Annotated in this window: 13 protein-coding genes; 1 reads left to right on the top strand and 12 read right to left on the bottom strand. The window is 60.2% G+C overall.

The annotated features are described in order from the left end of the window. The first annotated feature begins 5 nt into the window (after positions 1 to 5). Positions 6 to 2,102 (top strand): YjbH domain-containing protein, encoded by a 2,097-nt coding sequence (locus ACZK2R_RS09245; RefSeq protein WP_343205443.1) that lies wholly within the window; start codon positions 6 to 8, stop codon positions 2,100 to 2,102. Positions 2,103 to 2,147: 45 nt separating this feature from the next. Here the strand turns inward: ACZK2R_RS09245 and ACZK2R_RS09240 are convergent, their stop codons facing one another. From ACZK2R_RS09240 to ACZK2R_RS09185, 12 genes are all read right to left on the bottom strand, one after another. Further along, entirely contained in the window at positions 2,148 to 3,095 is a 948-nt protein-coding gene (locus ACZK2R_RS09240) for a KpsF/GutQ family sugar-phosphate isomerase (protein WP_054172893.1), read from the bottom strand. A gap of 73 nt (positions 3,096 to 3,168) precedes the next feature. Next, positions 3,169 to 3,762: a KdsC family phosphatase gene (locus tag ACZK2R_RS09235; RefSeq protein ID WP_219630798.1), complete on the bottom strand. Its 594-nt coding sequence runs from the start codon at positions 3,760 to 3,762 to the stop codon at positions 3,169 to 3,171. After that, the gene (gene kdsA, locus ACZK2R_RS09230) at positions 3,722 to 4,567 is read right to left on the bottom strand and encodes a 3-deoxy-8-phosphooctulonate synthase (protein ID WP_180836958.1); all 846 of its coding nucleotides are present in this window, start codon (positions 4,565 to 4,567) and stop codon (positions 3,722 to 3,724) included. Before kdsA ends, ACZK2R_RS09235 begins: the two co-directional genes overlap by 41 nt. A 51-nt stretch (positions 4,568 to 4,618) precedes the next feature. After that, positions 4,619 to 5,149 carry an acyltransferase gene (locus ACZK2R_RS09225; RefSeq protein WP_478487966.1) on the bottom strand — a complete coding sequence of 177 codons (531 nt, stop codon included), beginning with the start codon at positions 5,147 to 5,149 and terminating at the stop codon, positions 4,619 to 4,621. Then, positions 5,142 to 6,146 carry an EpsG family protein gene (locus ACZK2R_RS09220; RefSeq protein WP_478488031.1) on the bottom strand — a complete coding sequence of 335 codons (1,005 nt, stop codon included), beginning with the start codon at positions 6,144 to 6,146 and terminating at the stop codon, positions 5,142 to 5,144. Before ACZK2R_RS09220 ends, ACZK2R_RS09225 begins: the two co-directional genes overlap by 8 nt. Before the next feature lie 171 nt (positions 6,147 to 6,317). Then, a complete protein-coding gene (locus tag ACZK2R_RS09215) occupies positions 6,318 to 7,637 on the bottom strand; it encodes a lipopolysaccharide biosynthesis protein (RefSeq protein WP_180836952.1) in 1,320 nt (439 codons plus the stop codon). Beyond that, on the bottom strand, positions 7,634 to 8,980 hold the full coding sequence (locus ACZK2R_RS09210; RefSeq protein ID WP_180836950.1) for a capsular polysaccharide export protein, LipB/KpsS family: 1,347 nt from the start codon (positions 8,978 to 8,980) through the stop codon (positions 7,634 to 7,636). Before ACZK2R_RS09210 ends, ACZK2R_RS09215 begins: the two co-directional genes overlap by 4 nt. 69 nt (positions 8,981 to 9,049) lie before the next feature. Beyond that, entirely contained in the window at positions 9,050 to 10,051 is a 1,002-nt protein-coding gene (locus tag ACZK2R_RS09205; protein WP_180836948.1) for a WaaS/CpsH family glycosyltransferase, read from the bottom strand. A gap of 29 nt (positions 10,052 to 10,080) precedes the next feature. After that, on the bottom strand, positions 10,081 to 11,214 hold the full coding sequence (locus ACZK2R_RS09200) for an NAD-dependent epimerase/dehydratase family protein (RefSeq protein ID WP_180836946.1): 1,134 nt from the start codon (positions 11,212 to 11,214) through the stop codon (positions 10,081 to 10,083). A 106-nt stretch (positions 11,215 to 11,320) separates the two neighbouring features. Continuing rightward, positions 11,321 to 13,531: a polysaccharide biosynthesis tyrosine autokinase gene (locus ACZK2R_RS09195; RefSeq protein WP_180836944.1), complete on the bottom strand. Its 2,211-nt coding sequence runs from the start codon at positions 13,529 to 13,531 to the stop codon at positions 11,321 to 11,323. Positions 13,532 to 13,589: 58 nt separating this feature from the next. After that, the gene (locus ACZK2R_RS09190; protein WP_180836942.1) at positions 13,590 to 14,024 is read right to left on the bottom strand and encodes a low molecular weight protein-tyrosine-phosphatase; all 435 of its coding nucleotides are present in this window, start codon (positions 14,022 to 14,024) and stop codon (positions 13,590 to 13,592) included. Between the two features lie 153 nt (positions 14,025 to 14,177). Continuing rightward, a complete protein-coding gene (locus ACZK2R_RS09185; RefSeq protein WP_478487963.1) occupies positions 14,178 to 15,512 on the bottom strand; it encodes an undecaprenyl-phosphate glucose phosphotransferase in 1,335 nt (444 codons plus the stop codon). Between the last annotated feature and the right edge of the window lie 383 nt (positions 15,513 to 15,895).

Genomic DNA, 15,895 nt, shown 5'->3' with positions numbered 1-15,895 from the left:
CCCTCTTGAGCCTCAGCATCAGCGCAGCTCTGTACGCCCAGGAAGCTCCCGCCCCCACCGCCAGCGACTGGGGCGGCATCGGCCTGCTGCAGACCCCTTCCGCGCGCATGAGCGAAGAAGGCGAGCTCAGCCTTACCGCAAGTCACACCTCGCCGTACAGCCGGTACACGGTGGTGATGCAGCCCCTGCCGTGGGTGGAAGGTTCCTTCCGTTACATTTCGGTTGCCAATCGCCGTTATGGCTCACAGTGGCTCAGCGGCAACCAGAACTACAAGGACAAGTCGATCGACCTCAAGCTGCGCCTGTGGCAGGAAGGACGCTGGCTTCCGGAAGTGTCCGTCGGCGCGCGCGATCTTGGCGGCACCGGGTTGTTTTCAAGCGAGTACGTCGTTGCCAGCAAGCGCTTCGGCGCGTTCGACGCAAGCCTCGGTGTGGCAACCGGCTATATCGGCAACCGTGGCGACCTGGACAATCCACTGGGCGCAATCGACGACCGCTTCAAGGAACGCCCCGGTGTCAATACGCCGGGCGACTTCAATACCAGCGCGATGTTCCGCGGCCGGCTGGGCGTATTTGGCGGCGTCAGCTACCAGACCCCCTGGGACCGCCTGCAACTGAAGCTTGAGTACGACGGCAACGACTATCGCAACGAGCCGCAGCGCAATAACCAGAAGCAGTCCTCGCCCATCAATCTGGGTGCCGTTTTTGCGGTGAACGACAACGTGTTGCTGCACCTGGGCTGGGAGCGCGGGAACACCGCCATGGTCGGCATCACGCTGCGATCCAACCTTGCCCAGGCCAAGCCCATGACCAAGCTCATGGACCCTCCCCCGATTGCCCGCAACCCTGCAGCGCAGGGCGAGCCTCAGGCGGTCGCTACAATCTCGGCGACAGCAGCCACCGACTGGTCATCCATTGCCCGGGAGCTGGAGGAGAACGCCGGCCTGCGGGTGAAGCGCATTGATCGAAGCGGCCAGGAGCTGATCGTCAGTGCCGAGCAGCGTCGCTTCATCTACCCGGCACAAGGCATTGGTCGTGCGGCACGCATTCTTGATCCGCAGACGCCTCCCGATGTCAGCTGGTGGACATTGCGCAACGTTCGCCTGGGCCTCCCGATCATCGAGACCAGCCTCGAACGCAAGACGTTCAACCAGTACCTGGACGATCGCACGAACCTGGCGACCGTCAGCCGCCATGTCGAAATGAACGCCCCGTATGCAAGGCGCTCGGAAACGCTGTACGAAGCCCCGCTGAAGCGCTTCGACGGTGCGTTCAACGTCGGCTACCGGCAGAGTGTGGGCGGCCCCGACGGTTTCATCCTGTTCCAGGTAGCTGGGATGTACGGCGCGACCTTCCGCTTCAACGAAAACCTCTGGCTGAGCGGCACGGCCAGCTACAACGCCTATAACAACTACGACAAATTCAAGTACGACGCCCCCAGCCGGCTTCCGCGCGTGCGTACCTATGTGCGCCAGTATCTCACCACCTCGGACTTCACCCTGCCCAACCTGCAGCTGACCGGCACGAAGCAGCTCGGCCGTGACCTGTACGGCATGGCCTATGCCGGCATGCTGGAGTACATGTATGGCGGCGTCGGTGGCGAAGTCCTCTATCGCCCGATGGACGAACGCTGGGCGCTGGGCGCTGAGCTGAACTGGGTCAAGCAGCGCGATTTCGACCAGCGCTTCAGCTTCCGCGACTACAGCGTGACCACGGGCCATGCCACGCTCTATTACCTGTGGGGTGACCAGCGGCGCCTGATCAGCGCGGTCAGCGCGGGTCGATACCTGGCCAAGGACTGGGGTGCGACCGTGTCGGTTGCACGCATGTTCGACAATGGCGTGACCATGGGCGCCTACGCCACCAAGACCGACGTTTCATCCAAGGACTTCGGCGAAGGCAGCTTCGACAAGGGCATTTACTTCTCGGTGCCTTTCGACTTCATGTTGCCGCGCTCGACCCGTGCCCGCGCCGATTTCATGTGGAACCCGTTGTACCGGGACGGTGGCGCGCGCCTCTCGCACTCCCACAGCCTTTACCAGCTGACATCCGAGCGCGACTCGGAGTTTTTCTACCGAAACTTCGACGCCATTGCGAAGTGATACCGGCACAGAACGAAGGCGCCCTGCAAGGGCGCCTTCCTCTTTCTACTTCTTGAACACACCGGCCAGCACGTCGCCGTCGAACACCAGCAACGACGAGATCCGCCGCCGCTCCATCAGCACCAGCGCATCCTCAACCCGCGTCCCTACGCTCACCTGGGCTGGTGAGGCGGTCATCAGCTCGGCCGCGGACTTATCAAACACCTCGCGGCCATGACGCTCGAGCGCACGGCGAACGTCGCCATCGGTGATGATCGCGTAGCTGGTGCCGGCCCGTACGATCGCCAGGCCGAGGCTGGAGCGGGTAATGGCCTGCAATACGTCCATCATCGTTGCTGCTGCGTCCACCACCGGCAGGTCGCCAGCAACCATCTCGTGCTCCACGCGCGACAGCAGGCGCCGCCCCAGCGAGCCACCCGGGTGGAAGCGCGCGAAATTTTCCGGCTGGAAGCCTCGAGCCTCCATCAGTGCAACGGCAAGCGCATCGCCCATCGCCAGCGTTGCCGTGGTCGATGCAGTGGGTGCCAATGCAAGCGGGCAGGCTTCCTGCGAAACACCCGCATCCAAGTGGCAATCCGCGGCCTGGGCCAACGTGGACGTCGCACGACCGGTGATCGCCACGAGGAAATTGCCGTTGTCCTTCAGGAAGGGCAGCAACTTCACCACCTCTTCGGTTTCGCCGGAGTAGGAGATCGCCACGAATACATCGGTGGCGGTGACCATGCCCAGATCACCATGGAACGCTTCACCCGGGTGCATGAAAAAGCTGGGAGTACCCGTGCTGGCCAACGTCGCGGCGATCTTGCGCCCGATGATTCCCGACTTGCCCATGCCGCAGATGATGACCCGGCCCTGCGAACCCAGCACCTGTTCCACGGCCTGGGTGAACTGCCCATCGAGCCTGCCGGCGAGCGCGGCGACAGCCGATGCCTCGATCTGCAGGACGCGCTTGGCCGATGCAATGTGATCGACGACTGATACGACGGAGGACATACCTTGTTTCCTTCTGATGATAATTCGCAGCGCACCTGCGTGCGCTGCGCTTACCCGCGCAACCCTGCGCCGGCTACTGCACCGCTCCAGCGGCGCTCCATCCTGCAATGAGGGGCGCGTATGCTGCCGGCAGGTCCACCCCTCCCTCGGCAAGAACACGCTCGGCCACCTCGCGTCCGACGCCACGTCCGCCCTGTGCGTCTGCAACCACGTCAGCGGCTGTCAACACCAGCGGATGCGCGTCGGAAGGCGCATAGAAGCGCCCTACCCGTCCCGCCAATGGCAGGTCTACGACGTCGTCCCCCACATAGGCGATCTCGGCCTCATTGATTCCAAGATCCCTGCAGATGGCGGCCAACGCATCGAGCTTTTCGAGGCGACCGGTCACCGCCACATCCATGCCCAGTTGTTGGATCCGGAAGTCCAAGGAGGAGCTCGCCTTGCCCGACAGCACGCCACACCGGATGCCATGCACACGCAGCAATGCGACGGCCAGGCCATCGCGGACGTTGAACGTCTTGAACTGCTCGCCCTTGCCATCGATGTGCAGGCCACCATCAGTCAGTACGCCGTCCACGTCGAACAGGACCAGCTTGATCGACCCCTGGTAATTCGCCGATTCCATGTCAGGCGATGTCGAGCTTCGGGAACGACTTGACCAGATCATCGACCGCCTTGATCTGTGCCAGGAACGGCTCAAGTGTGCTCAACGGCAACGCGCTCGGGCCATCGCAACGCGCGTTGTCCGGATCCGGATGCGCCTCCAGGAACAGCCCTGCCAGGCCAACCGCCATACCTGCGCGCGCAAGTTCCACTACCTGGCGGCGGCGGCCACCGGAGGCCTCACTGCCCGAGTCGCGGCGCTGCAGACTGTGGGTCACATCGAAGATGGCCGGGAGGCCACCGGTGGCCTCGATCATCTCGCGGAAGCCCAGCATGTCCACGACCAGATTGTCGTAGCCGAACTGCGCGCCACGCTCGCACAGGATGATCCGCTCATTGCCGGCCTCACGGATCTTGCTGGCGATGTTCTTCATCTGCGACGGGCTGAGGAACTGCGGCTTCTTGATGTTGATCGCCCGGCCCGTACGCGCAATGGCAGTGACCAGATCGGTCTGGCGCGCCAGGAACGCAGGAATCTGCAGCACGTCGACCACTTCGGCCACGGGAGCCGCCTGCTCCACTTCATGGACGTCGGTAATCACCGGCACGCCGAAGCGGCGCTTCACTTCCTGGAAGATGCGAATACCTTCTTCCAGGCCAACGCCACGGAAGGACTTGATCGACGAGCGATTGGCCTTGTCGAACGAAGCCTTGAAGACGTAGGGAATACCGAGCTTGCCGGTGACCTCGACGTACTTATCCGCCGCAAACAGCGTGGAGTCGAGATCCTCAAGGACGTTCAGGCCGCCGAACAGGACGAAGGGGAGGTCGTTGCCGACGGCAACAGCGTCATTGATGGAAACGTTCATGAATTGATCTCGTTTGAATGATTTGAAACAAGCCGCTGCCAAGTACCGTCTTCAGGGGAGTATCGCTTCACTACCCGAGCGGGCGCGCCCACGATCATGCTGTAGTCCGGGAAGTCCCCCTCTCACGACAGAATTGGCCCCGACCACACAACCGCAGCCGAGAGTCGTTCCTGCTTGAATACGGGCGCCGATACCAATAAAGCAATTGTCGCCAATTTTGGTCGAGGAGATCCTGTCAGGCTGATCGAAGACAGGGACGTCGATCAGATCGAAGGTGTGGTCTGTATCAGTGACAAACACATCGCCCGAGATCAGGCAACCGCTGCCGATAAGCAGCTTTGAGCCCGCTATGACATGAAAGTTCTGTCCAATCGATACATTATCAGCGATAAACAGCGCACCCTCGCCATGACATTCAGCACGCAACCCGGGGAAAATGCGCACCCGCTTACCGATATGTATCCGCCCAGGACGCAACAGAAATGTTGGAGGCCCAATGTAGCTTGGCCATCCAAACCGCCCGAAGACAAGCTTGTAGATGACAGCCCTCGCCGCCCATAAAATTCTGTACAGATTATGCATGGTGCCCCCATACGCCTCTCAGGCCATTCCTGCCGCAACCCATGATTGACATCGATGCACGCATAAGAAACCCGTCAGATGAACAGATATTCGATAAGGTGGTTTCTGTGCTGATATGCCCCCTCCCCCCCCATACAGCGACGACGAAGTACAGATTGACAGCTCCAACAATAAACAGTGGCAGGAATACGGCAAGCTTTACTCTCCGGGAGCAGCCATACATCCACACGGACACCGCCGGCAGGAACAGATAGATGAATCGCATGAAAATACTCATGTACGCAGACGCGAACATGGCGATGGCCGCCAGTAACAGTACTGGCATGTACTTTCTGTAATCACCCAATTTCCACACAAAACCAGCTGCAAGCAACGACAAACCAAAGATCACGAATGCGAAGGACTTACCACTTCCTTGTTCATACCAGCCGGACTGCGCCGCTCCACCAGTGTAATAAACAATCTTTCCCGTCAGATAATTTGTGTACGCACTGAAATATGCAAGAGCCGCAACTGCGACAATAGAGATTGAAATAAAAACACCAACCCTCTTCCACGCAAGAGGCACCAGAAAAAGAACCGCAGAAATATGAAACTGGCTTGCCAAAATAACAAGAAGCGCAAACTTCTTGTTATTTTGCGGATAGAATCGATCATAGGCCAGCGCGCAGATCAGGCCTGCAGTCAACTGCCTGATCGTGTTCAACGGAAGACCCGGAAAGAGCATCAACGGAATGAGCGCCAAAAGCATTCGCTCAGTCCGCCAGCGACAAAGCACGCAGAAGAGAAATAGATTGAGGGCACTGTACATGCCGTAGAAGTACTTGAAATCGTACCCGGCAGCACGGGCCAGAGCAGCAAGAAGCTCATAGCCAATCTCAAATCCACTGCCCAGCTGATAGTAATTCTCGTACATGGAATAGTCATTTCCATCGTACTTGAACACGTACAAACCAACCAGTAACAGGACGACGCAGCACCTCAGAAAAAGGCGCATACCGCCACCACGGCCCTTTACAGGCCTCGCGACAATGTCAGAAGAAAATCGCACTTCCAGACCTCCGACACCAAAATAGCGATAAACAGCGTAGAACGAGATGCGGCGAAAACAATGGCCGGTCGCGGCACAGCAGGCCACCCCCACTTCCGGATCTGGACGATGCAGACCTCAACACAACGAGCCCAGGCACACGCGCTTGCCTCCCAGCAACCAGACCGCAAGTAGGCCGTAGAAGCTCACCGCCACGGCAAGTGCATAAGGGTTGGTAAGCAGGACGCGGTCCGCAAAGAACACGTAGGCGGCAAGCACTAGGCGCAGAACCAGATAGAAGAGCCCACCGAGGAACGCGAACAGCACCAGGTTATCAGCCGTAGCAGCGAACCACTTCATCCAAACAAACAACCCCATCAATGACATCGCCAGGACAAGGGTGATCCTGGCGCGCCCATTGATCTGCATGTACTCAAGAACCGGCCCACATACGCTGGAGAGGGCCAATCCGGCAGAAAGAATCAGAACTGCGGCGGGGAAGTCTGGGCCCGCCACCCCCAGCACCATTGGAATGAACGGAGAAATCACCGCGATACCAGCCAGCGCCGCGCAGGAAAGCAGCAAGGTCCTGATCTGCAACCACCGAACTCTCCGCTGCCGTTCGGAATCGTCGCTCAGCGCGAGCAGCAACGGTTCGGACGTCTTGGACATGGCCATTGCCGGGAACATGGCAGTCAACGCAAGCATGTACACAAGGTCATACTCTCCAGCGGTCTCAACGCCCATTACCGCATTGATGATCAGCACATCGACGCGATCAACTGCCGCCAGGAGCGCGACTGGCAACCCGATCACCAGCATTTCGCTAATCACTGATCTGCCTCGGGCAACCGGTATCGCTGGATCAGCCCCCCCCTTCAAAGCTACCCGAAGGTACTTCCACAGTTGCAAGAGCGAAGTCCCCTGCGCGACGAACATCGCCGCAGAGGCCGAAACGGCAGTGGGATGCAACCAGGCGAATGCAATAAGAAGTGGTGCACGTAGAAGCCGCTGATGGAAATTCAGGTGGATCTGGGCCCGTGCGGGGGAGCCCACGTGCCTCCATATCGTGTTGGCCAGGTTGTAGCAGATGGTCAACGGAACAAGCAGCACACCCAGGGCGAAGACAGGGAACCCTACTGTTCCCGCGAAGGCGTAGTGGGCGAGCAGCGGGTAGGCGAGGAGAAGGACAGCGGCGCCGGCCATGGCAATCGTCATGACCATTCGTACAGTCCTCGCCACACCTGCCGAGTCTCCCTTCTGTATTAGGCGGCTGATCAATCGTTCGCCCCCCAATGCCAGGAACGGGATCATCAGTGTCGAGAAGTTTGCGCCCACCCGGAATTCACCAAACTCCGCTGGGCTGATCAATCGGGTCAGCCACAGCGTCGCACCCAGCATCAGCGCATTGCCGAGCAGATTCGATGCCACTCCCCAGTAGATTCCTTTGGCCGTCATTCCTTCGTCACCAGAACGGCAGGACTTGGCGCAGCGTCAGACGACGCCGTCTCGGTCTTCACAACCATTTCCGCGATTACCGCGGGTGCGCGAAGGTCGGCATCGAGCCAATGCCCCTCGATCAGATAGCGTGCCTTTGCTTCTGCAAAGATTGCTTGGGGATTGCGCCCGCCAATAAGCTCCGAGACAGTCTTTCCCTGTATGGAATCAATGGCTTCTACAAGCCCACCCTCTCCATCCAACCGCACGATACCCGGAAGATGATCGTAGAACGCGCGCCCCAACAGGATAGAGGGAACATTGGCCATGTAGGCGTCAAAACCGGTCATTGAGTTGACCGTCACCACCACCGCTGCCCGCGACAGATCGTCCTTCAGCTCGGCGCTCGAAAGCGCCACCTCCGGAGTCGATGAGATGAAGTCATACAGTTCTGCACTGTACTTGCGCCGATACAGTGGATGCTCCCGGACAAGAACACGCCCGCCGAGCTGGCGAACAGCGCGAACCACCAACTCGACGAACTGCGCATCACCAAGACCAAGCGGGTTGTGGTGAATATTGTTCGCATCATCCGGAACCTGCAGCGCCACCAGGACTTGTGTAGCGCTGGAGGCTCCCGCGTTCGCCACCGGCTGCACACAGGCGGCGTAGCGCTGCTCTGGATATCGCGGCATCGGCAGTGTTTCCCACTCCACGGGCAAACGCGATACCGCGCTCATGCCACGGGATAGCATGTGGTCAATGCCCCTGAATACCCGATTGCGCTTGAAGCGGGTGCGCTTCTGCGGAGCCTCGGCGGAGTAGTTTTCCCCCGTCAGCGCCTCCACTTCCTGGCGGAAAGAGCAGTTGGCGTTGACCCCCACCGGGTCGAGGATCGTCGTCCCACCCGGTCCCTGCTCGAAGTGGAACTTCGGAACATCGGGCCAGTCACGGGCCAGGCAGAACGATAGCGCCTCGCAGGCAATCCGGGTGTCACCTGACATGATGACGCGGTCCGGTCGGAATTCACGAAGGATCTCCGATACCGCATTGACATACTTCGCCGCGCGTTCGCGCACGCGCAGGTCAGCCTCTTTGCCCGCCCCCGAAAGAATGTACGAGTGATACGCACCGATGCGATCCAATTCGGCGGCTTCGACCGAAGCGACTGCCGACGAGGCTTTTGTCGCCTCCCAGGGAAGCAGACGGACCGACTTCCGCTCAAGCGCCAGATAGAGGTAGGCGCTTGGAAACAACGCAAGGTGGAGGAACTCAGCCTCACCGTCCCGCAATCTGACTTCATCTTCAATGGCGGAGAAGAAGCGGGCGAACGTATCGTAGTAGACGACGGTGAGGTACTTCATGCTCGATAGCTTGTATTGGGTGAGCCTACGTACGAAGGGCCGACATGACAGGCCATTGGCCCGGCCCGGTTAGTTTCCAAGAACGCTCAGCACCCAGTTCCTGGCAGAAAGTCCGACGCGAACCGATTCATCGTGGGGGACGCCTTCGCGCTGAAGGAACTCCCTGGCCACTTTCGGCTCACGCCGGTCGATCAGATACATGCCCTTCTGCGAGTAAACCTCGTAGTTGACGATATCCTCATTCGTCGTCACCAGCAGGCGCTGGGCACCGATCGCCTCAATCGTCCGCATCGTCAGGCCCAGCTGGCCGGGCCTGTTCACGTCAATCACAGCACGGCTTTCGGCGATGCGATCAACCACTTCGGGAAGCGGCATGCCCTTGAAATCGACGTACTTCCTGGCAAACCGGCGGAAGCCCGTATCGAACAGGGAGCGCAATCTGAAGAGCATGCGGGACGGGTAATAGCAGTAGACGAACACCCTCATTCCATCCTTCTCGAGCTGTTCGATGATCTGCTCAAGCACCTTGTAACGGTCTGTATGGATGGTGCCGATGAAGCATGCGTCGTACTTGAAGCCACCGGTCCAGTTGGCTGCACGCTCGAACTCCCTGCCATAGAACAAGGGCAGGAACTGCATCTGCGGATTGGCATCGACGTCTGCGCGGTCAAAGGACAGCACCGCATCGAACTTGCCCAGCACCTTGCGTGCGTTCGGGTTGTAGTGCATCGAATCCCACAGGTACAACACAAACTTCGCACGCGAATGGATGCTGCGAAGCCGGTCGAGGATGCTGCCGGACACGGCCTCTGCGCGGATGATCAGAACAAGATCATAATCGCGACCGCGGGTCTGCTCGATGATGTCGCCGTAGTACCGCTCGATCTTTCTTGCGAGAAAGCGGCGGTCCACACGGATAAGGGCCTTGGTCAGGAAATCCGCGCCCGGCCTGTCGCTGAAGTAATCGACAACGGCCCCCAACTCCTCAAGCTCGCCTTTGATCAGCTTCTCATAGCCGAAGAACATCGGGGCGATGAAGAGCACACGCTTCCCCTTCAGGGATTCGCTCACAACCTGCCCCTCCGATCGCCCATCAATCTTCACTTGAGCAGGCCCTTCGCGCGCATCTCATCCACCGACCGCTGGTAACCGGAGTCTTCAATCTGCTGGGTCAGTACCCAGGCGGCAAAGCGCTTCACGCCTTCAGCAAAGGTGACGCGCGGGCGATAGCCAAGAGCAGCCTCCGTGCGGCTGAGATCGGCGAAGTTATGCCGGATGTCACCAATGCGGTAGTTGCCGGAGATGCTGATCTCTCCACCCTTGCCATACGCGTCCTTCAATGCGCTGGCGACGGTGATGACATCGGTAGCTTCGCCGGTGCCCACATTGAAGGCCTGGCCACTGACATCCGCATCGATGGCCGAAACAGTTGCCGCCACCACGTCGTCAATGAAGACGAAATCGCGGGTCTCCTTGCCATCCTCGAAGATGTTGACGCCCTTGCCCTGCAACAGCAGGGTGGAGAAGATCGACAGGATGCCGGTGTAGGGGTTCTTCAGTGACTGACCCGGGCCGTAGACGTTCTGATAGCGCAGGGCGATACCCTGGATGCCAATGGCGGCGGCCCCCACCAGCACCAGCTGTTCCTGCACCTGCTTGGTGATGCCATAGATCGAGCTCGGGTGAATGCGGGATTCTTCGTCGGTGGGCAGCGGCTCCACCAGATCGCCCGTCGCCGGATCGCGGCATTCGAAGATCCCCTTCTGCAGGTCCGGGTCGACGCGCGCCCCCGGATAGACCGGGCCGCTGGCACCCTTGTACTTGCCTTCGCCGTAGATCGAGCGCGAAGACGCGACAACGACCCGCTTGACAGACCCGCAGCCCTGCACCTTGTTGCCGATCAGGTCGAGGAACAGCGAAGTACCGCGCACGTTGACATCAACATAACGGTCAATTTCGTACATGGACTGGCCGGTTCCCGTTTCAGCTGCCAGGTGGACGACAACATCCTGGCCGGGCAGCACTTTCAGCCAATCCTCGCGCAGGCGCACGTCGCCCTTGACCACCACGGCCTCGGGCGGCAGCGAAGCCAGCAGCGCCGAACCTTCCGGGCTGTCACCGTGGATCTGGGGCGAAAGGTTGTCCAGAACCGTCACCTGGTCGCCACGAGCGACCAGCGCGCGTGCCAGCGCACTACCAATGAACCCCGCACCACCCGTAATCAGTACTTTCATGCATATCTCCGCAGTTTCTTGAAGTGCGTCGCGGTCCCGCGTTCTGCAGCAGCCGTGACTTCCGTGTCAGGCAGAGCACCCGGTGGTGCTCTGCCGCGTTTCCCCGTTACCGGGTCGACTTGTATTCGTAATAGCCATAGCTGTAATAGCCGGTCGCACGACGCTCGACGGCATTGAAGATCGCCCCCTTCAGCTGCACGTTGTTCTGCTCGAAGCGCTTGCGTGCAAGTGCCAGCTCCTTGGGCTGATTCAGGCCGAAGCGCGCGACCAGCAGACAGGTGCCTGCGTGATGGGCGATGATCGCCGCATCGGTGACCGCGAGGATCGGCGGCGTATCGATGATGATGAGATCGAATTGCTTCTCCACCGCTTCCAGCAGCTCCGTAAAGTTGCGGTGCATCAGCAACTCCGAAGGATTCGGCGGCACATCGCCGCGCGAGATGAAGCTGAGGCTGTCGAGGCCCGGCACGGTACGGATGGCGGTTTCCAGTGTCGCTTTGCCGACCAGCACGTCGGACAGGCCCGGCGTCTGGGTCGCGCCCAGCGCCTTGTGCAGCGTACCCTTGCGCATGTCGGCGTCGATGATCAGCACGCGCTGACCCGCCTGCGCGATCACAGCTGCCAGATTGGACGAGACGAATGTCTTGCCCGCGCTCGGACTGGAACCGGAAATCAGAACGATATTGTTCTTCGCCTCCAGACGCGCAAAGTGCAGGCTGGTCCGCAGGCTGCGCACCGCCTCCACTGCCAGGTCCGCCGGATCCTTCACCGCCAGCAGATGCAGCTTGCCGTCGGCGCGGAACTTGCCGCGCACCGAATCGGACTGCTGACCCGGGCTGATCGGAATCGATGCGTAAACCGGCAGGCCGATTTCTTCGATCTGCGACGGATCCTCTACACCGCGATTCAACAACTGTCGCAGCAGCACCAGGCCAATCGACAGGAACGCACCAAGCAATGTGCCCACCAGCACGATCAAGCCCTTGCGCGGCTTCACCGGATTGGCTGCATCCACTTCGGCAGCATCCACGATCCGCACATTGCCAACCGTGCCGGCACGCGCGACATCCAGCTGCTGCGCCTGATTCAGCATTGCGGTGTACATCTCGTTGCTGACCTGCAGGTCGCGGCTCAGGCGCAGAAGTTCCTGTTGAGCTTCCGGCAGTTGCTTCACCTGCCCTTGGAACCCATTCTTGCGCGCCTCAAGATCCCCGATCTGGCGCATCAGCGCCTGGTATGCCGGGTGATCGCGAGTGAACTTGCGATCCATCTCGGCCTGCTGCAACCGCAACTGCTGGATGCTGGTTTCAACCGCTACCTCCTGGTCCAGCAGCCCCTTGGTCTGCAGGGTCAGATCCACCGAGTTGGCGCGGGTCTGGTAGGCGCTCAGCGCCTTCTGCGCAGCGTCAACCTGATTGCGCACATTCGGGAGCTGCTCTTTGACGAAGGTCAACTGGGCAGAGGCTTCGGCAGAGTTCCGCTCAACATTCTGCCGGACGTAGGCCTGGGCGACCTGCTGCAGGAAATTCTGCGCGACATCCGGATCCGAGTTCTCGTAAGCCAGCGTCAGGATGCCAGAGTCCTTGCCGGACTCGCTGACCGAGACCTTCTTCTGCAGTTCGTTGACAACAGAAAGGTGGCGCTGACGCACGATCTGGAAGCGCATTCCCGGGTGGGCGCGAATCTCGGCGACCTGCATGGTGACCCCCTTTCCGGAGGCAACCTTGCCCACACTCCCCTTCACCAGCAGGTTCTCGTCTTCATCAAACAGTTCGTAACTGCTGTTGTCACCGACAATCAGGGTCAGCGGCTGCGCAATCAGGCTCCGCGGCACATCCAGCTGGAACACATCCAGCTTCTCGCCACCCCAACCAAACCGGCTCATGCCGAAGCGCACGTCCGCCAGCGTATCCGGCGCAGAACGCTCGGCCTGGCGCGCGAAATAGCCACCGAGAACCGGGAAGCGGTTCGGCTCAACCTCGATATCGAGCCTCATCGCGTTGACCGCACTTCCCACAACAGCTCGGGACGTGATCAGCGCGATCTCTGTGGTCGCCTCGGCCGACCCGGTTCCGATCCCCAGCGATTGGCTGAGATCCGACAGACCCGGAAGACTGGGCACTTTGGATTCCACCTGTACGATCGCATCGGCCCGATAGACCGGCGTTGCCAGCAGCGCATATGCTGCCGCGGCAATCAGGAAGGCTCCGGTGATCCCCGCGATCCACCACTTATGGTCAATCAGCGTTCCAAGCAGCTGCCGCAGGTCGATCTCATCGCTATCGTCCTGTACTGGACTACGGGTGTCGGTGGTCATCTATAAGAACTCTTCGAATCAAGGTTGCGAGCGGTGGGAAAGAGTGATGCGATTCGCACTAGAAGTGCCGCGCCCAACTCTCCACGCCCTCGGCCATCAACTTGTAAACATGCTCGAACGCCGGGCGCTGCTGGCGATAAGGATCAGGAATCTCCCGATCCTGCTGCCACTTGCCCAGCAGGAAGGTCTTGCCGGAAGCCTGGGGGGCGATCTCGGTAATGCGGCGAACGTGCTTTCGCTCCATGGTCAGCACCAGATCGGCTGCGCCAAGGATGGCGTCATCGATCTGGCGGGCACGATGGGCCAAGCCATCCAGCCCCTGCTCTACCAGCAGCTCCTGCGCGGTGGCATCAATACCGTGCCCAACCAGCGCACCAAGGCCAGCCGAAGACACCTGGATGCCTTTGCCAGAGACAGCCTCTCTCAGCATGACCTCCGCAGAAGGGCTGCGGCAGATATTGCCCACACATACAAAAAGAACGTTCTTGAACACTGATCTGGATCCTGTGGCATTCCTTGCGACGCACGCAACCAGAAACAACCTGGAACGGCAGCAGCCGCACAGCATACCTTACACGCGCATTACAGGTGATGAAATCACCAACAGATTCATGGAATTACGTCGCAGTTCCAGGATACAGCTGCCTTAATAGGCCGACTTCTGCCCCAGCACTTTCAGTGCCGTCAGCACGATGATCCGCACATCCAGCGTCGGGCTCCAGCGCCGGATGTAGTCGATGTCGTACTGGACGCGCTTCTTCATCGAGCGCAGCTCCGGCGTCTCGCCACGCAACCCATGCACCTGCGCCCAGCCCGTGATGCCAGGCTTGACGTAGTGCCGGTGCATGTAGCGCTCGATCACCCGTTCATAGTGATCGTTGTGCTGGATCGCGTGCGGCCGCGGCCCCACCACCGACATGTTACCGCCCAGTACATTGAAGAACTGCGGCAGCTCATCCAGGCTGCTGCGACGCAGGAACGCGCCGAACCGGGTCACTCGCGGATCACCGCGCGTCGCCTGGGTGATCTGCCCGGTACCCTCTGCATGTACGCGCATGGAACGGAACTTGAGCATCCAGAATTCCTTGCCGCCCAGCCCATGACGCTTCTGGCGGAACAGCACAGGGCCCGGCGAACTCAGCTTCACGCCGATGGCCAGCAGGGCAAACAGCGGCGCCAGAAGGATCACCGCAATGCCTGCCACAACAATGTCCTCAACCCGCTTGAACAGACGGAAGCGATGATCCACCAAGCCCTGGCGCACGCCAATCATCGGCACGTCACCCACCTGGTGCACGCCGGGATTCAACGCGCCCAGCCCCGTGGTGTCCGGAATCAGGCGTATCGGCACCGGGAATCGCTCGATCTGCTTGAGCATGTCCTTGATTGCAGCCGCATGCCCCATCGGCATGGACACCCAGACCTGGTCGAACTCACCCCGGTGCTGATCCATGTACTTCGGGACATCCTCCAGGACACCCAGCCGCTGCGGGGAGTCCCCACCACGACGGGTGGCAATATCACCGGCACTGGCGAAATAGCCAACCACGTCCTTGCCCAGTTCCGGCTTCCCGCGCAGCAGGCGATGCAGCCTCAGGGCAGGCGCCCGCAGCCCGACCAGCAGGATGCGCTCATGATCCATGCCCCGCGAGCGCAGGCGATGCAACTGCACCCTCAACAGCACGCGCAGGGCCGACATGGCGCCCAATCCGAGGACATACCAGCCAACAAGCCAGGCGGAGGGCACCGCGTCAGCAAGGCCAACCAGCACGACATAGAGGGAAAACAACGCGAAGGTGCCGGACCAGGCCAGCAGCAACAGCCAGAGGTCCGCCAGAAGGCCCCGGATCCGCCAGTTGCGGTACACCGGCGCTACAGAGAAGCAGACGATGGCGCTGAGAATCACCGCGCCGAACACGATGCGCTGGGAGGAGTCCGGCGCGCCCGTTCCGTTCAGCAGCATGTGGGAGAGCACGGCCATGCCCGGCAAGAGCAGCAGATCGCCCAGGCGCAGTCCCAGCTCAAGGGCGGCCCGGGCCTCGACGCGGCGGCGACCTGTTCCGGCCCGCTCCGCGCGAAGGTCTTCTACTGATCCATGTAGCAAAGCACTTCTCCATTATCGGCCCGACACGACGCCGAAGGATTCGTCGTCACGTGCATGGACTCCCCTTCCAGCACGGCTTCGTCGGGATTTCGTCAATCAAATGTGGAGGCATTGTGAATGAAATCACACACAAAAGATAGGAAAAGCCTGAGGCAGAAGTCGTTACCGTACACCTCGAATGAGTGCTAAGTCATTATAAATATTAGTATTTTTTAATGTATCGCAATACTTCAGGATGCGTCGATTTGCGTCAAGCCTGA

The organism is Stenotrophomonas sp. 96582_Sma, assembly GCF_056480905.1.
This window is presented reverse-complemented; position numbering and strand designations above follow the sequence as displayed.